Genomic DNA, 24,536 nt, shown 5'->3' on the forward strand with positions numbered 1-24,536 from the left:
TTTCCTCCTATTGAACCGTTGCTCGATTTGCTTGAGCAAGTTGAGGGTTAGAAGCAAACAAAGAGCTAGGCAATGAAAATGATGTCAGTAAATATTTTGAAAAAATGCCGCTATTACGCCCTGATTTTAAAGAAAATTGCACAGTTAATTTTTTTTCTGTTTTATCTTTTAAGTCCCATGTCGCTAAAAACTCAGTACCTTTTATCCACTTAACACTTGCTTCATTTAGCACTTTTAATAGCGCCCATGGTCCATCCTGTTCAATGGTTATTCTGCGGCCTGAGTTATCTAAACCGTATAAGAGAGCTTTTTCTGCTGCTCCTCGACCTGGCCACGAAAAATTACGCCACTCTTCTGGCTCATTTCTATAACGATACCCTTGCTCAGAAAAACCAAGATACGTTTCACGAATGCCTTTTTGTGGTACTGGCATCATTTGAAAATTAAACCCTGCTGCATCTGCACCATTTAGAAATAAAGAGCGAGTGACTTTATTCGCTTTAGTTAAACCATCGAGTAACTCTTTACTAAAGCCAATCCCCACACCATTCCATTGCTTTTCTTCCCAGACGCCACGACGAACTTTCATAAATGGTTTTAATTGCGTATTAATAAAAGCCCATAGCACACCGGTTTCACTATTTAGAAACTCTGATACATCTGCAATTGCAGCATCAGGCCCCGATAAGTTAAAAGGGTATTTCCCTGCAATGCTATTGTTGTACATGGTATAAACTTGATTTTCCCACTCTTCATTTAGTTGGCTTCTTGCTTTAGCCATAATAGTTGCAATACCTGATTGCAATGGTGCTTTAAAAAGCTTATCAAGGGTCTCTTTTGTCTCGGGATCTAATGCTCGAGTTTGGCTTTCAATAATGATCCATGACGATTGCAAAGCATTCTCTTGGCTATTTCCAGAGAGTAAATCTTGAACAAAGATCATGGCTTGTGCATCATCTTCATTACTTGCAGCCATCGCTTTTATATCTGAATGAATACTGCTCAGAGAGCTAATATATTGACTCATGTAGTCAGACATATTTTTGCCCTCTTCATATTGTGAAAAGCGTCGTAAATCTGAGAACCGAGTTTCTAGCTCAGGTGCTCTAACGGTACTAACTTGAGAGAAATCTGGACGCTCTAAAATTTGTTCAGCCAGCTTTCCTTTTGACGTTTTCTTAGTTGCCACATCAGTCGCACCAGACACAACTGTGGCAATCTTGTCATTATTAGCCTCTAATGCTGAAGGTTTATCAGCAACAACAATATTGCTATTAACCAGTGACATTAAATCAATTAGTGGACCATCCGTTGAAGATAGACGTGAGAAATTAATGCTAGCGCGATTTAAATCTTTAAAAACAGGAAGTTGAATACTATTCAAAAATGCGAACCAGGTATCTCCATAATCTTTAAAGTAATACGCACGCATTGCTTTAGCTAAAGTTTCGGCCTTAGCTTCATCAACTACATTTTCTCCATTATCATTACTAGTACCCATGACCCAGTCTCCTGAAAAAACCAGTCGTGAGATCCGCATAATTTCTGGATAAACATACTCTTGCCATCCTTCATTTGTATAAACATAAGGGATTTTAAAAGTAGTTTTTAGTACATCACGGTTTTTTGCAGCCATAAAGTCATTAAGTTGAATGGCTTTTTTACGGTCGGCAAAACTACTAATTAATTGCTGATACAATGGCTTTGCTTCGGGCTGAGTATTTAAGTTATTGCGAGCATTTAAAACAGCAGTTTCATTATTCTGCCAAAACAAAATGTCTCCAGGGTTATCGATATCTGACCCTAAATTAGCCAAATAAAAGTCGACTAAAACACTAAGCTGTGCAGCTATAGGTGAGTCATCTTGTTCTTCTAAGTTTATTTTAAAATGTTGGCTCATAAGGCTGAGCAGTTGCTGTTTAGCAAAGTCAGTATCTTTATGCTCAGGCAAACTACTTAACATTAAATGAAGTTTTAAAGAATCATAATAGTCTTTTCGAGCAGCCGCTTTCGCATCCGAGTTATCGGAAAGCCATAACGCTTCAAAATATTTAAGCTTTGCTAATGTTTGTTTTTCAGCTGGAAAAGTAATCAACTGATTTAATTGATTAAATAAAACATTTTTAATGCTAGCAATTGTTTCATCACCTTCATAAATACCAAATATAAAGTACCAAGGAAGTTGTTGCTCAAAATCATTTAATTTTTGGTAGTGTTCAAATAATGCTAGTGTAGCCGCGAGTTTTTTCGTGTCTGTTGCTTTATTTACATTCGCTTCAACTATCGCTTTTACTCGTGCTTCTCCTTGGTTAAGTAACAATTGATTACTGGTATAAGAGGTGATCAGCAATGTAGTCACTGCAGCGATACAGGCAAGTCCGGTAGTTACGGTAAGTCCTTTTAACCAACGGCCAACTAAGCGTTTTTTTCGGTTACCACGAGTTAGGTCTTGAAGCTTGAAAATCACATCATTAAAAACACGGTTGATAAAGTAGCTTTGTGTAATGCTTTCTTGTTTTTGCTCAACAACAACAGCACCAAATTGATCCCTCACTCCATTGGTAATGCGTTCAATCGGTGTTCCCTCTTGTGTACCAGAAGTAAAGTACACACCTGCAAACCACGGAACCTCTTGATACGGATTGGCTTTAAAGAGCAAATTCACAAACTCAGTGAGCTTAGTTGAAGCCGATTTAAATTGATTCGGAAAATCTAAAATTAACTGCTTACGGTGCTCGTTACGTTCGCGGGCAACTTTACTTAAACGTTGCTCACAAAGGCGTTGGTATAACTCCTCCATACGAACTTCGAACATTTCAGCCGGATCATTTTTTTGATCCTCACTAATGTCTAACAAATATGCACCAAAAACTTGCTCGCGTTCCTTTTCTGTTAAATCATTAAAAAATGGCTCAAAACCGCTAATTAAATCTGTTTTAGTAAACGTTATATAAACAGGAAAAATAACTCCAAGTTGCGTAATAAGCTCTTCTATTCGCTCACGGACAAGCTTTACATGTTGGCGAATATCTTCACTATCTGCAGTTAAAACATCAGCAACACTTATAGCGACCATCACACCATTAATTGGTAATTTGGGACGGTATTTCTTTAATAGGCTTAAAAATGAGAGCCACTCTTGGTTTTCTGACTGCTCTGTTGTATACCTTCCTGCAGTATCAATAAGTATCGCCTGATCAGAAAACCACCAGTCACAATTTCGTGTGCCACCAAAGCCCTGAATATGTAGCTCACTCGAATTAGAATAAGGAAAATGTAAGCCTGAATTTGCAAAAAGTGTGCTTTTACCTGTTGCTGATGGACCAATAATCATGTACCAAGGTAAAGCATAAAGTGCAGTGTTACCCCGATAACCAGCCCCCAAATGAGATGCTTTTAATGAACTTAATGCTTCTTGCATTTTTTCTTTTATTTCGTTTAGTTCAGCACTTGAACCCGCATTATGACTCGCAAGTTCAGAGGCTAACTTATCGCCAGAACGTTTAGTCCACAGCCAACGTATAAAAATAAATACTATGAATACAGCAGTAACGCTGCCCATCGCTATTAGTTTTTTATCTGTTGTATCTAAGCCTACAATACGTCCAGCAAACCAAATAATGCTTAAAACAGCAATTAAACCAATAAGCTGACCTGTTGCTCTTGATGACACTAAGCCCAGTAAAAAGTGCACTAGGCCGCTTTTATTTACTCTTCCTTGCATTACTTTTCCTATCGAGACTCGTTGGTTTTACTTAGTTGCGTTAGTACTTCTACTTGGTTATCTATACGCTGGGTACTCTGTGAGGCTTGCTTATTGATTACAAAATGAAAGCCAGCAAAAAGCGAAACAATCGATGCTAAACAAATTGATAAAATCACCCAATAAGGAATGTTTCGACCCACCTTCATAGCAAATCCCTCAAGAGGCACACCGTTATCAGATAACTGCCCTCGAGGTGTACCACGTACGTCTTCAATTTGCGCACGAATATCAACAATTAAAGCCTTAAGTTGTTCAATTCCTTTGACTTTGTAGATACCCTCAAAGCCAAGTTGCAAACAAATGTAATACACTTCTAATGCAGCAAATTTTGGCTCACCACCGGTTCGAAGTTTTGCTAATCGCTCAAAAAATTCTTCACCCGCTCGATTATTACCAAAAAACTCAAGCTGTAAGGGTCTCGACATCCAGTCCATTCGAAAATGCGCACCAGAGCTCATTACAAATTCATCACACATTGCAGTAAGCGCAAACTTAACTTCCTGCATAACACTGGTTGTTACTTGCTGGGTATAACAATTACGTTCAAACTCATCAAAACTCGTAAGTAACTGCTCCCGGAAGTCGTTAAGTTCAAGATCTGTCGATTGCTTTAACTTTAATGGCGCAAGCGCGTTTATCACTGGCGCAATACAGGCGATTAAATCAAGTTCGTTTTTAGCTTCTTGCATTGTCTTGCGTCCTAATTTCTTGCCACAGTAACAATTTCGACCTGCGCCGCTTGTAAGCCAAATGGAATAAATAAACTAAGCGATTGCTCTTCAATAATTTGCTGCCAAATAAAACCATGAGCCTCTAAACGGAAGTATTCATAGCCACTTTTGATAGCTAATTTATTAGGTGGTCGCTGACAATGTGTTAACTGCACACCCGCAAGAGCCGATGCAATCATAATTTCGAGTTTTTCAGTGGCGCCAACTTTGACTTGATCACTGAAAGTATCGATCCACTTGGTATCTTCAGATTCAAAGTAAACAGCCAAGTAAAAATCGTTGTTATCGAAAATGGCTGAGTCAATGGTGGCAACTTGATAAATGGCATTCGATACCTTCTCAAGTTTGAGACCCACCATCTTCTTCGGAACAACACCTTCAAGTAATTTACTCAATAAAATATCCAAGGTGCCAAAGACATGAGTTAATTGCTTGTGCTGATAGGGTGGGATTTGACTCACTAAATCGCTGTGCTCAAACATCGATACAGAGCTTATTAAGTCAACTAATTCACAATATAATCTTTCTGGATGAACAAGTTGCAAGCTTTTCAAATGATCTAAACGTTTTGCTGATGGCGCCATTGCATTTAAAAGCAAAAAGCTATTCATTTCGTTTGGTCCAAAATCAGTGACTGAACCAAAGTTCTTTCTACGGCCAAGCAATACGTTCACTTTTGCATTTACCAAGTTAGCCGTTCTATTAAGCAACTCGGTTAAATAAAACGATGCCTGTATCGTTAATAATGGCGGCACAAAGTCTTTACTGACTTTAAACGAGCCGTCTTCAGCACGCATAATTTTGATACAAGCAAGCGTATCAAAATACGTTTTTACATCATTATCTGTTAGCAAAATATAATTAGGTTTTGCAATTAACACTTCACGATTTCTTGCTGCATCATGATGATCACTAAGTTCAATGTAATCAGCTTGATAAGCACTGAGTTGACCACTTGACGCGTAACCTTCAATATCGCTTACAACTTTATTTGCTGCAATCGCTAAGTACACAGTTATATCATCTGCATCTGCGGAAAGCTCAAGCTTTAGCTCTTCGTGATATTGACGGTCAAACTCAATTAAACGACCGTTTTCTAAAATAGCTTTAAAGCTAGTTACTTTTAATATACCGCGTGCTAATGCTGATTCATCAATTGTGAGGTGGTGCAAACCAAAGGCCAATGGCGATATCAAACCTTGCCTAACAATCTGATTTTGTTCATGAAAATCATCAAACAACTGAAAATGCTGCTGTGCAAGCAATACACCTTCAGCCCATACGGGTTTTATTGGCCCTTTAACGTTCATTACTCTGCCTCGTCCACATCAGGTAACTGAACTTCGTTATTTGTGATAAGAACATCAAGTGACGTTGATAATTTAACTGGACCATCACCAAGTGGATAAAACGTTTTCCATTTATTTCCTTGGCGATCTCTGAACAAGGCAACAATTGCAACAAAACGTGCATTTTCTGCTTGTTCAAATTCTATTTTTGTTTTCTCTGCTGGGTTGATTGTTTTTTCTTCAACAGTGATCAAAGTATTTGATAATACTGACTTGTCAGATTTCCATAAATCTTCAAAGGTAGCTGTTTTAAAGCTCTGAATATCAGACAGTTGATAAACTCTCAATACTACAGGCAATGCCTCATCATATTGATTTAAGTTCAAGTTGTCTGTCGCTGTAATATCTAACGCTACCTTAGTACTCATACAACCAGTTAACGAGAAAATAAGAAGTGCTAATATTAGTTTACATATTGAAGAACGCATTTATACCTCATCGACATTTGTTTAGTTTTTACAAAGTATCTCTTCATAAACAGGGCAAATAACCCTGTCAAATCGAATAGTTGCACTATCTGACCACTTTTTATTATTGAAAAATTTAGAAATAAAGCTTTCTTTTTCTACTTCCATTTCATTAACAGCAAGCGACTTAATAACTACAGAGTCAACAGAAGAGATTAACTTTGCATTAATTAAAATCAACTCATCAATATAATTTCTTATATCACCCTTAATTAAAATAATCTTACCATCCTCTCTTGGAGGATTATTTATAAAAAAGAAAAAATGGTCGAGCACCGAATCAGAAAACACTCGGTGTGCTGGAATGCCTGTATGATCAAGTAAGGAGGAGATATTTATGGTCAGAGACCAAGCTAAAGCGTAAAGCGCATCAACTTGATTTATAAAAAGTTTTTTATCCATCAAATCATCCTTGATTGAAAAATATAAAATACGGCTCAACTAGCAACAGTTATTAAATAAGTCCATTAATTCGGGGCATAATACAAACACAGCAAATAAAAAGTCAACTCAAAACAAATAAAAAATAGAACTTTCACTCAAAACAGCAAAAAAGCAATACTGTAGTATTGGAAATAAATTAAAAAATCATGAACAAAATAATATCGCACAACAAAGATTAAATAATTATATTGATCATTAATCAATAAGTGTGTATTTTCCTAACTTCTATATTGGAATCGGTTACAAAAGGACAAGGATATGTCTTTCTCTCGGCTATCTGTCGAAATAAATAACACCTCTTTTAATGTCACTAGAGTTAGTGGATTTGAGACTTTAAACGCTGGCTTTGAATTCTTCTTAACTGTCGAAAGCATAAGTAAAATAAAGATAGAACAAGCACTTTTACAAAATTCATTGTTAACATTCATTAATAAAGATAACCACTACAGGCATGTTTCCGGCATCATCTCTGAAGTATCTGATTTAGGCACATTCAACAACACAAATAGATATAAAATAAAAGTAAGTGACAGGCTAAACTCACTTAAAAATACAACTAATAGTAAAGTATTTATAAATGTTAATTTAAAGGATGTAATTACTTATCTAGCTCTCTGTGCAGGCTACTCTCCAGGGCAAATTGATTTTCGTGTCGGCTCGTCACTGCCAGCGCTTCCACAGTGTGTGCAAGCAATGGAAACAAACTGGCATTTTCTACAACGCTTACTAACCCAATTCGGTTTGTTTATTTGGTTCGAAACAAAAAATAACGTCGAATTGTTAGTGATCAGTGATAGCAACTTAAACAGCCCATATTTGCAGCGCGGTATAGTATCAGTCAAAAACTCAGCTGGTATGAATAACGATGACAATACCGCTTATGTTGGCTTTTTTAACAGCCAAGTACACCACTCTATTTACAATGATCGCACTAACTGCGTGGCTCATGGACAATATTTAAAGGTCGCAAGTAACAGTCAATCTTACTTTGAACCATGCGCAGCAACACCCAGTGCAGCCTCATTACAAGCGCAAGATTTCAGTAACGCGTTAGCCTCTCTTAATAAAACAACACAGCTAGTGGGTAATGTATGTGATTTATTTGCGGGTAGCTCAGTTGCAATTGACGATCAAACCGGCACGGGCAGTAGTGCTGATTTACTGTGTGTTAGCGTGCACCACAGCAGTGAACAACCTAATGACGAAAATAGTCACCAAGGTTTAACACGCTATAGTTGTAAAGCACAATTTATCGAACGTGGTACGCCTTTTAAAGCCAAACCTTTGCCACATCAAGCCAAACCTATGGTATTTCCGGCTAAGGTAGAGTCTTTAACGACTTCTAGTTTCATTGATGATTTGGGCTGCTACCGTGTGCGAACTGATTTTGACAAAACAGCAAGGCCAATTGCGCAATCAAGCCAAGCAATTCAGCAACTTGCTTTATACGCATGTCAAAACCAACCTCAGGCCACTGGCTGGCACTTCCCCCTTGTTGGTGGTTCTGAGGTACTTATTGGCTGTATAAATAACGACCCCAACAACACGTTTTTAATGGGCTTTGCGATGAGTGAATCGCAGCCAAGCGTTGTCACCGCTGCAAATAATACACAAAACAGGCTGGTCAGTGCGGCGCAAAACGAGCTGCAGTTTGATGATGACAAGCAAGCACCTAAAATCATTTTACAAACCTTAGCCAGTGAGCACTATCTTGAGCTCAATGCCAAAAAATCAGGCCGCCAATTTATAGAATGGATAAGCCAGCTCGGCACCATTAACTTACATGCAGGTAAAGACCTCTGCCTAACAACTGAGAACGACAACATTCAGTTTGTGATTAAAAATAATCAGTTTATTGATGTTAAAAACAATGTTTCGCTCAGCACTCAAAACCGCGATATCAACATGCAAAGTGCAGTTAGCCAAGCATGGCAAGGAAAAAACACCCTCATTGAATCTCGTCAAGCACTGTCGATGGTCAGTGGTCGCGCAGTTAAAGCTTTTGCGCAAAGCGATATTCAGCTTAAAACTAGCTCAAGTGACTTAACTATTTCGGCCCCCAATGGCTCAACATTTTTGCAAACTAACCAGTCAATCGCGATTACAGGCTCAGGCCGTGGTGATTTAATTCTCCATAACGAAGGCGGCGAAATTAAACTCGACAGTCAAGGAAATGTTGAGATTATTGCCACCGATGTACTCACCCTCGATGGCACATTTATAAATTTTGATGGCCCCGTTGATTACGATATTGAAAGCCCAAGTACAGCGCGTGCACCTAGGACTATATCCTCAGCAAATGTGCCAGCCGTTACTAATTTCGATATTTCTGATTCAGGAGTTGCAACACGCCAAGATAAAGTCATTGAACTTGCTTACTTTTACAGTGATGGCCTTCCGGTTGAAGATATTGCTTTTCAAATTCAGCACTCAAACAACACTGTATACGAAGGAACATTGAGTAACGGCTTAGCGACCATAGATAATGTAGCCCCAGGTAACGTCATTATTGAATTTATTGGTGCGACTGAAGATGATGTGAACACCCTTAGAAAAGAGCTAAAGACCAATTTAACTGCGATGGTGAAAGAAATTCGCAGTCAAGCCAAAATCCAAGAAGATTTAATTGCTCAAGAAAATATAGCTATGCAGGGATTAATATACACAGGCGCATTCATAACTGGTCTATATGAACAAGGTGCAAGTATTGTTACTGGTACAGCGGATTTAGTTGAATGGGTAGGTGAAAGTATCTTCGACATAGGGGCCGCATGTTGGCGGTTACTCGAACATTTAGTTCGAGGTGATATAGAAGCTTTACGACAAGAAATAGAGTTAATATTAGAAAATACGACCGAGGGGTTTGAAGCCGTTGCTGATGGCTTTAAAACACTGATTATGATTGCGCAAGATGAACAAGCGCGTACATTAATTGCAAATTTCCCTTACGACTATTTTGATGCCCACTCTAGCGTTGAGAAAACCAGAATGGCAGGTCAACTTGCTTTTGAAATCATTTTTGCATTATTAACCTTTGGAGCAGGTGTTGCTGTTTCTGCTATTTCAAAATCAAGGTATTTTGTGAAAGCAGCACAAGCAATTCAAAAATTAGCTGAAGCTATTAAATTAAAACGATTAAACTACTCTCGTAAAGGTAATACTGAGCAACACCAAGTCGACCGAATAGAGAAACTTGATGATGAACTGACCATAGGCAAAAAGCGTAGCCGTCCAGAGCCTAAGTCATTAAAAGAAGCGCAGTTAAGACTCGAAGTCGCAAGACAAAACCTTCTAAAATATGGCTATGTGGCTAAATACACAGATGAAGAGTTAACTGCTTTAGCAAAAAGTGGGGCTGTAATAAGTGAACGATTTCATGTGCGCTTCATGGAATCGACATATTTAGAATATGACGGTAAGCCAGGATTGTTAGGAGCGCCTTTTAGAGGTGAGACGGGCTTTGGTGCAAAGTATTGGTCAACTACATTTGACCAATTAGAAAATGCAGATTCCGATCCAGAAATAATCAGTAAAGTTTTGGGGCTTGATTATGACCAAAATAAAAATTACTCACTTATTATTATAGATACACAAAAGACACATGCACTAGCAGATACCAAAAGCATTGTGCCTACGTATGAAAACCTCAATAATTTTGCGCGAGATGAGTTATCAAAGCAATTCTCTAAAGCAGAGCTTGATACATTACTAACTCCAGAGTTTCAAGCTAACTACAATAAATTGTATTCGCAAGCTCTGACCTCTGACTTAGTTGAAAGTGAACATGATATAGAAGGCATTTTAGATTACTTTAAAAGTTTAGATTTAAACCAAAGTGAATATAATTCAGTAAAACAAAGGCTTGAAATGCAAGGAACCATTGGCAATAACCAGCACTTTTTAGGTAATGGCCTTACTAAAAGTTTATTAGAAGGAGGTGACTATGGCGTTGTTGAAACCTTTAATTTTGAGAGAAAACTGATCAACTTAGAACAGTTTGGTGATGCTATCACAATCACACCTGTTACCACTCCCATTAAAGGAGGCATTTAAATGACTAAACAATTTTTCCCCCCCTTAAAAGAAATAGTAGACCCCAATAATCCTCCCGAGGGGGTAAAGTACCTCATTATGACTGAAGATTTACTAAATTACCCTGGGCGCTTTAAGTATTTTTTTATTCAGGAGAGTCATCTCTCTATTGTGTCGTATCGAGTCGTTAAACGAAGTTGTGAGCCTGACTTTATATCAACTTGGCAATTTGATGCACCGCTGTCAATTTTACCTTGGTTCGTTAATAAGTTTGAGTTTTTTACTAAAATGCCCCACGAAGGTGGGTTACCCCATGGAAAAATAAGCACTGACGATTTAGTTGAAGGTGAAGATATCGGCCTTACACGTTTAATGGGGAGGTTAAATGCTAGAGGCGATCAAGGTTATAGTTTATATAACTATTCTCGCAAAGATTTTGATGGCTCGGGCTATCAATCATTAGCTATTTCAGATAGCTACCTATTTCAGGGCGGTTTTTTTGAAACATGGAAAGAGCTTGCTAAAAAATACGAAAACGGCACTTTATAACAAAACAACAACGCTAAGGACAGCACATGACACACAACTCACAAATCCCACAACAACTGGGTCAATACCTCTATCAACAAATTAACGGTGACTGGTCGAAAGCAATGTTAGTTTTAGATTGCCAGCACGATGAGGTCATTACATGCCAGGCCTTTTATGAAAAAGAGGCCGATGAAACTCAGCACCCTATTGCCGTTTCTGACCATATTATTGATTTATTTAAAACACTGTTTGATTCTGCAATACAAAATCAACCAGAAAATTGGCAACGTGCGATTTTTAATCTCACTCGGCAGGGAAAATTCAGCATAGCTTTTGACAAAGAAAATAATGATAAAAACCAATAAACATTACTTTAAAATCCACAATAAAAATAATAAGTAAAAATCATTAATTAATAACATTAATGAAACTATAATTTGAACCCTATTAGGATACATACTAAAATAGCTCAAAATTTATTATTGATGATAAATATGAAAGTCACGGAAGACGAATAATAGCTACCCCCCTCTATTGTTATTCCTTGATTCTTCATGAGTTTTCAAACTATAAGCGGTTTCGTTTATTGTGAACTATTAAATGGAGTATTTATGAAAAAGTTAAGCGCATTATTTGCCTTATTGGTTTTAGCAGGTTGTTCATCAAGCCATGATGTTGAGCCGCAACCAGAGCCTATTGCAGAAGTAACACCTGAAGTGGTTGTAGATGAATCGGTAATTTCATTAACAGTGGTCACAACACCTGATGATGCGCGTGTTCGTATTATGAATATTAAACCTGTTTATGAAGATGGTATCGAACTTAATGAAGGTAAGTACGACATTGAAGTAACAAAACCTGGTTACTTAACTTACCGCAAATGGGTTGTTGTCGATAAGCAAACGATTCTAACGATTGAGCTTGATAGTATTGAATCAATTCAAGCTGCACAATAAGTCGTTTTCACGAAAAAGGAAAGCAGCGGCTTTCCTTTTTTGATCTTCTTTTAAATTAACTGCAAATAATGCAGTGATAACAGCGCACTGCAATTAGCAATAATTGTTAACCAAAGCACGGCAATAAAACTGCGTTTTTTGGATTTGTGTCTTAACCATTGCTGTGCAATTAATGAACCTGGCCAACCACCGATTAACCCTAAAATATGCAGTGTTCGCTCAGGTACTCTTATTGTATGCTCGCCATGTTGCATCGCTAAACGTTTATCCCAGCCGTATACCAAAAAGCTTATGAAGCTCGCTACGCTGTAAGTGCCTGCAATAAAGTAGGTAATATTAAGTTGCCACGATACCAGCCATAGCAGCGCTAGAAACAACAATGAAAATGTAATTAATGTTTTCTTAATCAACGAATTATCACCTATACTTTGCAAAACAAATTAATTTTATCGGGACGCTATTATGGCATACCTAAAATCACTTTTACTATCAATCTGCCTGTGTTCACTTTCTGTTTTGGCGGCGGAGCAACAACTTGATGACAAGCTAAAAGTGTTTGAGCCTTACTTAGGCACATGGCAGTCTGACTTTAATGTCGCAGCAGGTAAACCTGCGGTGCAAGATGTGAGTACCTGGCAACGCGCGCTCAATGGCACGGCTATTAAAACCATTCATTCTATCAATGAAGGTGAATATGGTGGTGAATCGATGATTTTTTGGGATAATAAAAAGCAATCTTTAGTGTTTTATTACTTCACTACGGCAGGTTTTTATACCCAAGGCACAATGAATGTACTTAACCCTACTCAGTTTGTTGCTTATGAGAATGTGACAGGCAGCAAAGAGGGGATCACTAAGGTAAAATCGACAAGCGAGTTTAAAAACAACAGCTTTGTGGTGTCGACCTCTTACCTTAAAAAAGGTCAATGGACAAAACCAGATACCCGAACTTACATCCGCAGCGAAAAAACAGTTAAGTTTAAATAACAGCTTTGAAAAAGGGTAAGGCGTTTATCACCTTACCCTTTTTTATCAATGCCTAAAGTCAGCCATTAATGCTGGGATCCCTGGCAGCATACCCACCAGCGCCATCACGCTTGTTAAAATTACAAACATTATTAATGGAATGATCCAACGGCTCATTGGTGATAGTTCAGAGCTTCGCTCTTTACAACCAATTAAGCCCAGGTTGTCGAGCAACATAGTTAACGACCAACCAAATGCAGGATTCACCAAAGTCGATGAAAACACCACAATAGCAGCCGATTGCGTGGTTTTACCTTCGCGGGTCATTTCCATGCCAGCTTCAAGAAGTGGGATAAACACACCTACAATCAAGGCGACACATAACACGGGTTGCCAAATAGCTAAATCCATTGGGTAGCCCCAAATACTGGCAATGATACAAAATAATGCCGTTAACACCGCACCTGCAGGAATGGGTCGCTTAGCGATGGCTGCTGGCACAATGTAAGTTCCCCATGATGAGGTAAAGTTAGAGCCGCCTAACAAAGAACCAAATGTCTGGCGGATTGAAGCGCTAAACATGGTATCGTCAATGTTCATTTGCACTTTTTCTGTGCGTTCTGGGTAACTGATTTTTTGAAATACTTGGTGTCCTAAAAAGTCAGGTGACCACATAGCAACCGCAAGCACTGCAAACGGCAATACCACTACAAAGCTCTCTAGGGTTGGTAAGCCCAGCATCCAACCGGTGTTTTCACCCCACCAATACATTGGGTTCATATTTGGTAAGCCCGGTGCTGTTTTAAACTCAAACGGCGCCCCCAGTAAAAATGCGATTAAACCGCCAAGTAAGCAACTTAATGGCACAGCTAACCAACGTTTTTTGTAGTGCTCAAGTAATGCATACAACACGATAGTCGATAAAATCACAATAAAAGCGATATGGGTCATATCAATGCCTTCAGCCCATGCAAACAGCTTTTTAACCTGCGAAATCGTGCCGATAAAACCAAGGTAGAGCAGTAAACCGCCACACACGCCTCGGCTGGTTAAGCCCGCCAGTAAACTCCCCCCTTTACTAAGCGCGAGTAACAGACCAAACGCCCCTATCAGTAAACCAAAGGCCATTGGGTGACCACCCGCTGCAACCACGATCGGGATTAAAGGAATAAGCGGCCCATGCGTACCCGCCAGATTTGCCGTTGGTAAAAAGAAGCCCGAAAATAATAAAATGAAGATCGATACAATTAATAGCTCATAGCGCACGTTTTCTAGAATAAAACCTTCACCTAGGCCCAGTGGCGCTGCAAACGTTGCAGCAATAGCACCGACCATGACCACCTTGCCTATGGTTCCTGCCATTGCAGGGATAGAGTCTTCTAATTCAAACCGGTAATCACGAAATGGTAAATTAGGACGCCAGCGCTTAGGCTGCATAATTTGTAATTCGTGTTCAAGGTATTCGTCGCGACTCGAAAATTCACTGCTGGGTTTATGAAGAGCTTGATAGCTTTGCTGGTCGGCATGAGTATCCGATCCTTGCTCAGCAGGCGCTGTTGACGCTGATTGCTGCCTCGTATTCATGAGTTCTCCTACTGCCTATCTTGAAAAATTATGTGAGTTTTTATTATGCAGTTAGGTTAAAGCAGTCAGGCCAAAAACACGATTAGGCAAAAGGTAGGGTATGAATTTGTAAAAAAGCCGTTCTTATAGTATCAGAAATGCAGAAAACACTTTTAACCTATTGAAATATAACAGCTTACCTTAATTGATAATTTAGACAACATACAGCAATTGTTAATAAATGCCTATTAATCAAGCACATTAACTATTAGTCTAATAAATCGTATGAATAGCAAACAGGTAAACTATGAGGTATGGGAATGCAGGCATCACACTTGCTTGGCGCGCGAAACAAGATCTAGAGATGCGAGGTGCGAGTAGGTAACAGCGATTTCACATCGCGTTTTATCTCGCACCTAGCACCTCGTAACTAGCCCCTTTACTCTTGCAACTAGCAGCTTAAAGCTATTTCGTCTTTAATTTATTCAGCTCATCATCTTGCTGTGCAACAAGGGCATTAAGCGTTTGACTGCCGTCTCCAGCCTGCGTTGATAACTCTGCTAATTGCGATGCAGCATCTGAGATTAAAGTAAGATTCCTATTAATCTCCTCGGTTACAGAGCTTTGCTCTTCAGCGGCTGTTGCAATATGGGTAATTTGTTGCGTAATTTCGTCCACCTTAACAACCACCTCATGCAGCGCATCAAAGGCAACGGAGGTTTCATCTACCGCGGTTTGTGCACGCACAACACCTTGTTCAATCACTTTAGAAGCGTTGCCTACTTCAAGCTGTAAGCTGTCGATTAGACCGCTGATGTCATCTGTTGATGAACGTGTTTTTGAAGCAAGCGCACGAACTTCGTCGGCGACCACGGCAAATCCACGTCCTTGCTCACCAGCTCTTGCAGCTTCTATAGCAGCATTGAGGGCAAGCAAATTGGTTTGCTCTGCTATCGTTCTGATCACATCTAATATCTGAGTTATGTCATTACTGCGCGCTGCAACCTTTTCGACCGCTTTGTTTGCTTCTTTTATTTCATCCGACATAGTCTTAACTTGTGTTACAGCTGAAGACAAACTTTTTTCACTACTAACCACTAAACTATTTATTTCATCAGCTTGTTGCGCCGATTGTTCAGAAGCCCTTGCAACCTCAAGTGCTGTTGCACTCATTTCGTTCATTGCAGTCACAACGCTTTCAATTTCTTGAAATTGCGCTTGTACATTATGTTTAGTATCAACAGCAACACTGGTTGCCATGTGGGCTTGCTCCTTGGTTTGCGTCGATACATTTTTAAGCTCACCAATTAAGTCACGCAATTTAGCAAGAAACGCATTAAAACCTGTTGCTAGTGCTATTAATTCAGCATGGGTATCAACATGCAGGGTTTGGGTTAGGTCGCCTTCAGCACTAGCAAGGTTATCAACACGCTGTTGAATTTGTTGTAATGGTGCCACAATGGTACGGATCACTAAGGTCATGATAACAAAGGCTGCACCAGCAATAATAATACCCGTAACCAAGATTAAGCCGCCTAACGTATTGGCGTTTTCACTCATGCTATTTGCCAGCGCATGAGGGCCCTCAAGTGCAAGCTCAGCTGGTACTTGAATCAATAAGTTCCACTGGGTTTTAGCAAGCTTAATGGTGATTGGGTAATTAACTAAATATTCATCACCGACTTTAAATACACCACTTTGATTTTTAGCTTTAACGTAATTGTCTAAAGTGCTTTTAGCCACTGCCTCTTTTAGCGGTCTGCCTAGCTTATCTTTGTAATGGCTGCTACCAACCACTAAATCAAGTGAGCTTAATAAGGTGACTCGAGCTTTACCGTTATATAGCTCTTTTGACAATTTTTCGGTCATGCTTTGAAATACAGGCAAAGTTAAATCAACACCAGCAACACCAATAAATTCATTATCACGAAGAATTGGCACAGTTAAAGAGGTCATCATTTCTGAATACCCTGGGGTGATTTCGTATAGGTAAGGTTCCATTATGCAGGGTACTTTGGTGTCTTTTACACACAGGTACCACTCAGCTTCTCGCTGACCAAATTCATTAAGTGTATCGACATATTTTTCAGCCGCATCATCTACGACTTGTTGCTCAATGGCGCCATCTCGATTGCGTGTGAAATAGATTTCTAAAGTACCAACACCCGCCACAGAGTGATCATAACCACTAATAAAATTAGCATCACGGCCATCAAACGCATTTGCTTCAAACTGCGAATAAATAGATGAAAGAATGGTATTTTTTTTAAGTAGTGAGCGATTCAACTCAACCACCGCATCGCGAGTTAAAGTACTTGCTGCATCATGATCACCTAAGATTGCGGCAAATGAATAAGGCACTCGATATGCTTCGTTAATAAATCCAGCGACTTGTTCACCATATGCGGCAGCATTGGAGGCTAGTTTGTCTTCAACTTCAGCAACAATCAGCTTTTCTGATTGTGCAGCTAACTGCTGGTTGCTGTTTGACAACTGCCACCATAAAACACTCGATAAAACAAACACAGTAATAAAAATACTGCCTACTGTGAGCCATAATAACTTTTTCGCTAATGCTAACTGCCGCATCGAAATGTCCTGTTTTTATTGTAGGTTTGCTAATAGTTTAGACTATTTAACTAATTTTACAGCCCAAAAAAGGAGTAAAGCATTATTTTTAAGTAATTTATTGAAAATGCCCTGTTCGACAACAGAATTTTGCTAGCATGCAATTGAAATTTATAGCTTTGTTATGATTCGGTTTATTTAGATTAACGGCGTACAAAGCATGATAAACTATTTAATTAAATGGCTTAACATATAGCGAGTAAGCGCTGCTGAGCACTAAAAAGTTGATAAATTGCGTTTCTTTATTACTTGTTCTAAGACAAACAACCGACAAGCTTCTATATTACTAATATGTACATCCCAAATCACAATAGATAAGCAGCTAATTTACAGCGTATTTTGTAACGAGTTAATTATAATAATAAATATCAACAAGCGATGACCATGCAGCAAGACACATTTGATTTTGACCAAATAATTATAGGCTCTGGGTTTGGTGGCTCAGTGAGTGCGCTACGCCTAAGCGAAAAAGGTAACCGGGTTTTAGTACTTGAAAAAGGCCTTCGCCGAGACGATAAAGAATTTCCAAAGACCAACCTAGATATCAAAAATTATATGTGGCAACCAGAAATTGGCTTAAAAGGCTGCATTCAATTTTCGTTTACCAGCAAAGTCACTGTGCTGCATGGTGTGGGTGTTGGCGGTGGTTCACAAATTTATGCCAATGTGCACCTTATTCCTGATGATGAGGTGTTTCAATCTCCAGCTTGGACACGCATAAAATCAGACTGGAAAGAAAGCCTAATGCCCTACTATGGCCTTGCACAGCGCATGTTAGGCAGTGCCAAAAATACCTATACCAATGTTGCCGATCACACCCTTAAAGAGATTGCCGAGCAGATGGGTCAAGGTGACTCGTTCAAAACCGTGAACACCGGGGTGCTTTTTGCAAAGCCCGGCGAAGCCTATAACAAAGAGCTACCCGACCCTTACTTTAACGGCGATGGCCCAAGGCGAAATACCTGCCATTACTGCGGTAGCTGCATGATTGGTTGTCGCCATAATGCCAAAAACACCTTGATGAAAAACTATCTTTACTTTGCCGAGCGCAATGGCGTAGAGATAAGACCAAGCTCTAAAGTAATCAAAATCACCCCGCTTAATGCAGATGGCAGCGCCGGATACAAAATTAAGATTAAAGATACCAGTCATCGCAATAGCCATATTTATACGCTAACAACACGTGGTGTTGTGCTAAGCGCGGGGGTAATGGGCACCGTGCCTTTGCTTTTAAAAATGCGCGATAAAGACAAAACACTACCTAATATTTCAGCTTGGCTGGGCCAGCAAATTCGTACAAATTCAGAAACCCTCACCACCGCGAACAATACCACTAAAAAAGTTGATGATGGCGTTGCGATCAGCTCATTTATTTCGGTCGATAAAGACACCAACATTGAAATTTGCCGGTTTAAGGAAGGCGCCGATGGCACATGGCTTTATTTACCTTACGTTCCTATGGTGACAGGAAAAGGCCTCAAGCGTATCGCTAAGTTTTTAGTGAATACACTGCGCCATCCAATAAAAACAGCCAAAGTATTGCGGCCAAAAGGCAAAGCCCGCAGCTCGATTCTATTTTTGGTGATGCAAAAATCCGAGGCGTTTATTCACCTTGAATGGCGACGCAAATGGTATCGGTTATTTAAAAACGGCATTACTGCGGTGCAAAAAGACAATGACACACCGCTTAGCGTTAGTTTTCCAAAAGCAGAAGAAGCAACCAAACTCTACGCCGAAAAACTCGGTGGCGTGCCAGGCTCTGCTTTAACTGAAGTGCTCTTTGGTGCCCCGATGACGGCGCATATAATGAGTGGAGTCGCCATGGGAACTGATGCCTCTAACGGCGTAGTTGATAGCTCTGGAGAAGTGTTCGGCTATCAAAACCTACGAGTTATTGACGGCTCAATCATACCGGGTAATTTAGGGGTAAACCCATCATTAACCATTACCGCATTGTCTGAATACGCAATGAGCCAAATACCGGTATTCGATGCAGCCCGAGCCAGTAAGATAAAGCCAATAGTGTTCAGTGAGCCGCGCGAAGGCCTAGTATCTGCGCTTACGGGTTCAGGCGATTTAGCAAAGTCGATTGCTGAAAAACAAAAAAGCCGTGCATAAAGCACGGCCTAATTTGATCAATAGCAATTAGATAACTGATAGCTCTACAGCAATGTTACCGCGCGTTGCGTTTGAGTAAGGGCATACTTCGTGCGCTTTATTAACAAGTTCAAGAGCGGTGTCTTTATCAAGATCACCCACCGATACCGCAAGCTTAACAGCAATACCAAAACCACCTTCGATAGGACCAATTGATACTTCAGAGTTAATGTGAGTATCTGCCGGTAATTTAATTTTTGCTTGGCCAGCCACTAACTTTAATGCGCCGATAAAACAAGCCGCGTAACCTGCTGCAAATAATTGCTCAGGGTTTGTACCTTGACCATCATCACCACCTAACCCCTTAGGAGTTGATAGTGCCACATCTAAGCGGCCATCATCTGATTTTGCTGTGCCTTCACGGCCACCTGTTGCTGTTGCTTTTGCTGTGTATGCGACGCTTTGTAGTTCTTTCATGATTACTCTCCTAATTGAGTGAAAATATACTTTGCATGCAAAATATATTAGATCAGCTTTTTCGGGATTGCAAATACTTTGTATGCAAATTAAAATGCTCGTATTGAATTTTGAGGACCGAGTATGAAATACCCACAGCTAAAATTAGATAACCAGCTATGCCATCGCTTATATATGGCATCGAATGGGATTGCCCGTGCGTATCGAGATTCTCTTAATCAATTAGATTTAACCTACCCGCAATACGTCGTGATGATGGCGCTGTGGGAAAAAGATCAGATCAGCATTGCTGAATTACTTGAAAAAACCGCTATTGATGGCGGTGCGATGACGCAAATTTTAAAAAAAATGAGCGACAAAGCATTGTTGTCGATCACCAAAGATAACCAAGATAAACGCAAACGACTCGTGCAGCTCGAAGCCAAAGGCAAGGCAATGCAAGATCAAGCTGCCGATATACCGTCGCAAATTCGTTGTCGCTTCCCAAGCATTAACGAACAACAAGCACTGCAACTGATTGAATTACTCGATTTAGTAAATAGTGACCTCAATTAACAAAAATTATTTGAAAGTGAATTTGGATTACACCTCTTTTTAATATAATTCTATACGCTATAGTGTTCAAAACTCATCAATACGGACACCATCATGAAAGCATTTGGATACACTACAGCAACCCCAACGTTATCGGACTCATCACTACAAGCGATTGAATTACCTGATCCCGTTGCCACAGGTCACGACATTCTTGTAGCCGTAGAAGCAATTTCAGTAAACCCCGTTGATACTAAAATTCGCGCTAATGTATCACCAGACAATGGCTACAAGGTTATTGGTTGGGACGCTGTGGGAACCGTTAAAACTGTTGGCGACAAAGTGTCGTTATTTAATGTCGGTGACCGTGTGTTTTATGCTGGCGACTTAACGCGCCAAGGTAGTAATGCTGAGCTGCAACTTGTTGATGAACGCATTGTTGGTCTTGCACCAACAAGCCTTAGTAATAGTGAAGCAGCCGCCCTGCCCTTAACCAGTATTACTGCGTGGGAGTTATTGTTTGACCGTTTACAAATTGAAAAATCTAAAAACAATAAGCCAGCCTCTGTATTAGTGATAGGTGCCGCAGGTGGTGTAGGCTCAATTTTAGTGCAGCTTGCCAAACAGCTTACCAATTTAACCGTAGTTGGTACTGCCGCACGAGAAGAAAGCGCCAACTGGCTTAAAGACTTAGGTGTTGATCATGTGCTTGATCATAGCAAAAACCTTAACGAGCAGCGTCTTGCGGCCGACTTGAATGAATTTGATTACGTAGTGAGCTTAACGCACACCGACCAACATCTAGATAGCATTATGGAAGTGATCAAGCCACAAGGTAAATTGGCACTGATCGACGACCCTGCAAGCTTTGATATTTTAAAGTTAAAGCGTAAAAGTATTTCGTTGCATTGGGAATTTATGTATACCCGCTCAATGTTCCAAACCGATGATATGATTGCCCAGCATCAGCTTCTTTCTGAGCTCTCAACCTTAGTTGATAACGGCACAATCAAAACAACATTGGGTGAGCATTTAGGTAAGATAAACGTAGCAAACCTTATTAAAGCCCATGGGATTTTAGAATCTCACAAAGCTCGCGGAAAACTTGTGTTGGAAGGGTTTGAGTAACGAGGAATAAGTTGCGAGGTGCGAGATACGAGAGTAAAGAAGCGAGGTGCGAGGCACGCGCATGTAGCAGCGATTTTACATCGCGTTTTATTCTCGAATCGCTCCTACCTCACCAATAACGCGGCATAAAGCCGCTGCTACCCGTAGGCGTCACGCTTGCTTGGCGCGCGAAACAAAAAATTAAGATTCAAGTTACGAGATACGAGGTGCGAGATACGAGAAGCGAAGTGCCAGCTTGTAGCAGCGATTTTACATCGCGTTTTATTCTCGTATCCTCCTACCTCAACCATGTCGCGGCATAAAGCCGCTGCTCCCCGTAGGCGTCACGCTTGCTTGGCGCGCGAAACAAAAAGTTAAGATTCAAGTTACGAGATACGGAGGTGCGAGCATGTAGCAGCGATTTCACATCGCGTTTTTCCTCACTCAACAATAATAACACGCATCATTAAAGTGCATTACAGTACTTACCTTTCACTATTTTAGTGCCTAATATCAGGAACGCCCTTACCGCCGAATATTAACCAATTGATTTTTAATACATTTAAATTTAATGACGGTTTGGCACAGATCTTCCAATAGCTAAAATGAACTGGCACTAACAAGGAGACTAACGTGACTAACTTCTTTCACACTCTTTATCTACTTTGGCGGTTAGACATCAGCACATGGCAAATGCATGAAGCAAACGATCCGCATAATACTGCAGATTTGGAGCGTCGCTATGTTAAATAATGATCCCGCATTTATTGAAGCACTTAAAAAAATTTCGGTTCATCAACTAACAATTACCGAAGCGTCGGCGCAGTACGACATTCCTAAGCGTGTGTTATACAAAGCTGCACGACAGCAACAAGTTAAACAGAACAAGCAAAAGGCGTATTTAATTGCTACCCAGAAGCGTTTGCAGCAAAGCTTACGCAATGTAGAAATGGAGTTAGCTAGCTTCAGCTAAATAATTTCTGTATGGTTAAAATTTACGCACAACAATGATGGAATAAGTATGCACGCAGTAGAAGTAAACTTTGATGGCTTAGTGGGGCCTACTCACAATTACGCGGGATTATCGTATGGCAATGTCGCTTCACTAAGTCACGCCTCTTCGCATTCAAACCCCAAAGAGGCCGTGCTACAAGGCCTTGAAAAAATGAAGGCGATGCACGAATTAGGTCTAGAGCAAGGTATTTTTGCTCCTCATGCTCGCCCCGACATTAATGTGCTAAAACGCCTAGGCTTTAAAGGCAGCGATAAGCAAATAATCGAAAAAGCATTTAAGGCAGATCCGATACTATTAAGAGCATGTTACAGTGCATCAGCAATGTGGACAGCCAATGCAGGAACAATTTCACCTTCTGCCGATACTCTTGATGGCAAAGTGCACTTTACGGCTGCTAACTTAAATAACAAATTTCACCGCTCACTAGAGCCCGTGACAACTACGGCATTGTTAAAAGCCATGTTTAACGACGAGCGTTATTTTAGCCATCATACTCACTTACCAGATCAAGGCTTTTTTGGTGATGAAGGCGCAGCAAACCATAATCGCCTATGCGACAGTCATGCAGATACAGGGCTTGAGCTTTTTATATATGGTGCAAGTAGTTTTAATAGTGCCTTACCAAAGCCTGTTAAATTTCCTGCAAGACAAACACTTGAAGCATCTCAAGCAATTGCCCGCTTACATCAACTAAAACCAGAAAATCAGTTATTTATTCAACAGAACCCTGATGTAATAGACCAAGGTGTATTCCATAACGATGTAATTGCGGTGGCTAATGGCAATGTACTTTTGTGTCATGAACAAGCATTTTTGAACCAGCCCAGTGCGCTTAAGCAAATTAAACAGGCTTACCTTGGCAATAAACCACTGCATATTATTGAGGTGCCAACCAATAAAGTAAGTATCACAGATGCCGTGAGCAGCTATTTGTTTAATAGTCAGTTGATCACTTTGGCTGATGGCAATATGTTACTTGTTGCACCAAAAGAATGTCAGCGTAATCAAGCGGTACACGACTATATTCAAGAAATGGTTTTAGCGGATAATCCAGTTCAACAGGTGCGCTTTTTTGACTTGCGCCAAAGCATGCAAAATGGCGGTGGCCCTGCTTGTTTACGCTTGCGTGTTGCGCTCAATACTGACGAACTAGCCGCGGTCAATCCGGGTGTACGATTCAGCGAAGAAAAATATACCCAACTAGTAAGTTGGGCGAATAAGCATTACCGTGACTCGTTAAGTAGTGACGACTTTGCCGATCCAACGCTTTTAACCGAAAGCTATCAAGCACTTGATGAGTTAACCAGCTTACTTAACTTAGGCTCTGTGTATCCATTTCAACAAGAATAAATAATGAAAATTAAAGCTGTACACTCTATTAAAGGGGTGTCTAAATCACTCAATAATTTACTGATTGATAGCGTTGCCAGTGGCGCATCAATCGGCTTTATTGCCCCGCTATCATTACAGTCAGCACATGACTACTGGCAAGGGGTCGATGGCGATTTAGCAACGCCTTACCGAAGGCTTTACCTTGCCCTTGATGGTGATACGGTGATTGGCTCAGTGCAGCTTTCTTTATGTGCTAAAGCCAATGGCGCTCACCGCGGTGAAGTAGAAAAGCTCATGGTGCACAGCGAATATCAAGGTAAAGGCATCGCAAAGCAGCTAATGTCCAATCTAGAAAACGATGCCTATACTTTAGGCATTAAGTTACTGGTACTTGATACTCGCCAAGGTGATACCGCCTCTTATCTCTATCGTAAACTTAATTATTTAGAGGCAGGCACAATCCCAGACTTTGCGAAAAGCTCAACAGGCGAGCTCGATGCTACCGTGTACTTTTATAAGCAGCTTACGTAAATCGCTTAAT

20 protein-coding genes are annotated in these 24,536 nt (G+C 40.1%); 11 read left to right on the forward strand and 9 right to left on the reverse strand.

Annotation, left to right across the window (positions count from 1 at the left end; translation table 11 throughout):
- Positions 1-7: 7 nt before the first annotated feature.
- The 5 genes from tssM to NH454_RS14775 are packed head-to-tail and all read right to left on the reverse strand — an operon-like array spanning position 8 to position 6,715.
- Positions 8-3,724 carry a type VI secretion system membrane subunit TssM gene (tssM, locus tag NH454_RS14755; RefSeq protein WP_253039459.1) on the reverse strand — a complete coding sequence of 1,239 codons (3,717 nt, stop codon included), beginning with the start codon at positions 3,722-3,724 and terminating at the stop codon, positions 8-10.
- Positions 3,725-3,732: 8 nt separating this feature from the next.
- Complete coding sequence (gene icmH, locus NH454_RS14760; RefSeq protein WP_199526685.1) at positions 3,733-4,455, reverse strand: type IVB secretion system protein IcmH/DotU; 723 nt, start codon at positions 4,453-4,455, stop codon at positions 3,733-3,735.
- Positions 4,456-4,466: 11 nt separating this feature from the next.
- Positions 4,467-5,807, reverse strand: a complete 1,341-nt coding sequence (gene tssK, locus NH454_RS14765; protein ID WP_253039461.1) for a type VI secretion system baseplate subunit TssK — start codon at positions 5,805-5,807, stop codon at positions 4,467-4,469.
- The gene (gene tssJ / locus NH454_RS14770) at positions 5,807-6,274 is read right to left on the reverse strand and encodes a type VI secretion system lipoprotein TssJ (protein WP_253039463.1); all 468 of its coding nucleotides are present in this window, start codon (positions 6,272-6,274) and stop codon (positions 5,807-5,809) included. Before tssJ ends, tssK begins: the two co-directional genes overlap by 1 nt.
- 21 nt (positions 6,275-6,295) lie before the next feature.
- Positions 6,296-6,715, reverse strand: a complete 420-nt coding sequence (locus tag NH454_RS14775) for a hypothetical protein (protein WP_253039465.1) — start codon at positions 6,713-6,715, stop codon at positions 6,296-6,298.
- Positions 6,716-7,015: 300 nt separating this feature from the next.
- On the opposite strand from NH454_RS14775, the gene NH454_RS14780 reads away from it, so the two are divergent.
- From NH454_RS14780 to NH454_RS14795, 4 genes are all read left to right on the forward strand, one after another.
- Positions 7,016-10,810 carry a contractile injection system protein, VgrG/Pvc8 family gene (locus NH454_RS14780; RefSeq protein WP_253039467.1) on the forward strand — a complete coding sequence of 1,265 codons (3,795 nt, stop codon included), beginning with the start codon at positions 7,016-7,018 and terminating at the stop codon, positions 10,808-10,810.
- Positions 10,811-11,338 carry a hypothetical protein gene (locus NH454_RS14785; protein ID WP_253039469.1) on the forward strand — a complete coding sequence of 176 codons (528 nt, stop codon included), beginning with the start codon at positions 10,811-10,813 and terminating at the stop codon, positions 11,336-11,338.
- A gap of 26 nt (positions 11,339-11,364) precedes the next feature.
- Positions 11,365-11,685, forward strand: coding sequence for an immunity protein YezG family protein (locus tag NH454_RS14790; protein WP_253039471.1), 321 nt, complete (start codon positions 11,365-11,367; stop codon positions 11,683-11,685).
- Positions 11,686-11,931: 246 nt separating this feature from the next.
- Positions 11,932-12,276 (forward strand): hypothetical protein, encoded by a 345-nt coding sequence (locus tag NH454_RS14795; protein ID WP_253039473.1) that lies wholly within the window; start codon positions 11,932-11,934, stop codon positions 12,274-12,276.
- A gap of 50 nt (positions 12,277-12,326) precedes the next feature.
- Here NH454_RS14795 and NH454_RS14800 read toward each other — a convergent pair whose 3' ends face one another.
- Entirely contained in the window at positions 12,327-12,686 is a 360-nt protein-coding gene (locus tag NH454_RS14800) for a DUF1294 domain-containing protein (protein WP_253039475.1), read from the reverse strand.
- A gap of 52 nt (positions 12,687-12,738) precedes the next feature.
- Here NH454_RS14800 and NH454_RS14805 point away from each other — a divergent pair, with 52 nt between their 5' ends.
- Complete coding sequence (locus NH454_RS14805) at positions 12,739-13,263, forward strand: hypothetical protein (protein WP_253039477.1); 525 nt, start codon at positions 12,739-12,741, stop codon at positions 13,261-13,263.
- 45 nt (positions 13,264-13,308) lie between these two features.
- On the opposite strand, the gene NH454_RS14810 is transcribed toward NH454_RS14805, so the two are convergent.
- Both NH454_RS14810 and NH454_RS14815 read right to left on the reverse strand, forming a co-directional pair.
- Positions 13,309-14,826: a DUF3360 family protein gene (locus tag NH454_RS14810; RefSeq protein ID WP_235382719.1), complete on the reverse strand. Its 1,518-nt coding sequence runs from the start codon at positions 14,824-14,826 to the stop codon at positions 13,309-13,311.
- Positions 14,827-15,270: 444 nt separating this feature from the next.
- Positions 15,271-17,394, reverse strand: a complete 2,124-nt coding sequence (locus NH454_RS14815; protein ID WP_135926834.1) for a methyl-accepting chemotaxis protein — start codon at positions 17,392-17,394, stop codon at positions 15,271-15,273.
- 423 nt (positions 17,395-17,817) lie between these two features.
- On the opposite strand from NH454_RS14815, the gene NH454_RS14820 reads away from it, so the two are divergent.
- On the forward strand, positions 17,818-19,551 hold the full coding sequence (locus NH454_RS14820) for a GMC family oxidoreductase (protein WP_253039478.1): 1,734 nt from the start codon (positions 17,818-17,820) through the stop codon (positions 19,549-19,551).
- A 27-nt stretch (positions 19,552-19,578) separates the two neighbouring features.
- Here the strand turns inward: NH454_RS14820 and NH454_RS14825 are convergent, their stop codons facing one another.
- Positions 19,579-20,007: an organic hydroperoxide resistance protein gene (locus tag NH454_RS14825; RefSeq protein ID WP_135926832.1), complete on the reverse strand. Its 429-nt coding sequence runs from the start codon at positions 20,005-20,007 to the stop codon at positions 19,579-19,581.
- Between the two features lie 123 nt (positions 20,008-20,130).
- Between NH454_RS14825 and NH454_RS14830 the strand changes: the two genes are divergently transcribed.
- The 5 genes from NH454_RS14830 to NH454_RS14850 all read left to right on the forward strand — a co-directional run bounded on the left by NH454_RS14830 (position 20,131) and on the right by NH454_RS14850 (position 24,526).
- Positions 20,131-20,562 carry a MarR family transcriptional regulator gene (locus tag NH454_RS14830; RefSeq protein WP_135926831.1) on the forward strand — a complete coding sequence of 144 codons (432 nt, stop codon included), beginning with the start codon at positions 20,131-20,133 and terminating at the stop codon, positions 20,560-20,562.
- A 93-nt stretch (positions 20,563-20,655) separates the two neighbouring features.
- A complete protein-coding gene (locus tag NH454_RS14835; protein WP_253039479.1) occupies positions 20,656-21,669 on the forward strand; it encodes a zinc-binding alcohol dehydrogenase family protein in 1,014 nt (337 codons plus the stop codon).
- 721 nt (positions 21,670-22,390) lie between these two features.
- Positions 22,391-22,621: a helix-turn-helix domain-containing protein gene (locus NH454_RS14840; protein WP_168246765.1), complete on the forward strand. Its 231-nt coding sequence runs from the start codon at positions 22,391-22,393 to the stop codon at positions 22,619-22,621.
- Between the two features lie 48 nt (positions 22,622-22,669).
- Positions 22,670-24,013 carry an N-succinylarginine dihydrolase gene (gene astB / locus NH454_RS14845; RefSeq protein ID WP_253039480.1) on the forward strand — a complete coding sequence of 448 codons (1,344 nt, stop codon included), beginning with the start codon at positions 22,670-22,672 and terminating at the stop codon, positions 24,011-24,013.
- 3 nt (positions 24,014-24,016) lie between these two features.
- Complete coding sequence (locus NH454_RS14850; RefSeq protein WP_253039481.1) at positions 24,017-24,526, forward strand: GNAT family N-acetyltransferase; 510 nt, start codon at positions 24,017-24,019, stop codon at positions 24,524-24,526.
- The last annotated feature ends 10 nt before the right edge of the window (positions 24,527-24,536 follow it).

It is taken from the genome of Pseudoalteromonas sp. Ps84H-4 (assembly GCF_024124645.1).
In the GTDB taxonomy this organism is placed as follows: Bacteria; Pseudomonadota; Gammaproteobacteria; order Enterobacterales; family Alteromonadaceae; genus Pseudoalteromonas; species Pseudoalteromonas lipolytica_C.

Coding starts and splice junctions, on each gene's coding strand:
- NH454_RS14790 (WP_253039471.1), top strand. CDS start 11,365: ATGACACACAACTCACAAATCCCACAACAACTGGGTCAATACCTCTAT.
- NH454_RS14795 (WP_253039473.1), top strand. CDS start 11,932: ATGAAAAAGTTAAGCGCATTATTTGCCTTATTGGTTTTAGCAGGTTGT.
- NH454_RS14810 (WP_235382719.1), bottom strand. CDS start 14,826: ATGAATACGAGGCAGCAATCAGCGTCAACAGCGCCTGCTGAGCAAGGA.
- NH454_RS14825 (WP_135926832.1), bottom strand. CDS start 20,007: ATGAAAGAACTACAAAGCGTCGCATACACAGCAAAAGCAACAGCAACA.
- NH454_RS14775 (WP_253039465.1), bottom strand. CDS start 6,715: ATGGATAAAAAACTTTTTATAAATCAAGTTGATGCGCTTTACGCTTTA.
- NH454_RS14835 (WP_253039479.1), top strand. CDS start 20,656: ATGAAAGCATTTGGATACACTACAGCAACCCCAACGTTATCGGACTCA.
- NH454_RS14815 (WP_135926834.1), bottom strand. CDS start 17,394: ATGCGGCAGTTAGCATTAGCGAAAAAGTTATTATGGCTCACAGTAGGC.
- NH454_RS14840 (WP_168246765.1), top strand. CDS start 22,391: ATGTTAAATAATGATCCCGCATTTATTGAAGCACTTAAAAAAATTTCG.
- astB (WP_253039480.1), top strand. CDS start 22,670: ATGCACGCAGTAGAAGTAAACTTTGATGGCTTAGTGGGGCCTACTCAC.
- tssK (WP_253039461.1), bottom strand. CDS start 5,807: ATGAACGTTAAAGGGCCAATAAAACCCGTATGGGCTGAAGGTGTATTG.
- NH454_RS14780 (WP_253039467.1), top strand. CDS start 7,016: ATGTCTTTCTCTCGGCTATCTGTCGAAATAAATAACACCTCTTTTAAT.
- NH454_RS14850 (WP_253039481.1), top strand. CDS start 24,017: ATGAAAATTAAAGCTGTACACTCTATTAAAGGGGTGTCTAAATCACTC.
- icmH (WP_199526685.1), bottom strand. CDS start 4,455: ATGCAAGAAGCTAAAAACGAACTTGATTTAATCGCCTGTATTGCGCCA.
- NH454_RS14830 (WP_135926831.1), top strand. CDS start 20,131: ATGAAATACCCACAGCTAAAATTAGATAACCAGCTATGCCATCGCTTA.
- NH454_RS14785 (WP_253039469.1), top strand. CDS start 10,811: ATGACTAAACAATTTTTCCCCCCCTTAAAAGAAATAGTAGACCCCAAT.
- NH454_RS14805 (WP_253039477.1), top strand. CDS start 12,739: ATGGCATACCTAAAATCACTTTTACTATCAATCTGCCTGTGTTCACTT.
- tssM (WP_253039459.1), bottom strand. CDS start 3,724: ATGCAAGGAAGAGTAAATAAAAGCGGCCTAGTGCACTTTTTACTGGGC.
- NH454_RS14820 (WP_253039478.1), top strand. CDS start 17,818: ATGCAGCAAGACACATTTGATTTTGACCAAATAATTATAGGCTCTGGG.
- tssJ (WP_253039463.1), bottom strand. CDS start 6,274: ATGCGTTCTTCAATATGTAAACTAATATTAGCACTTCTTATTTTCTCG.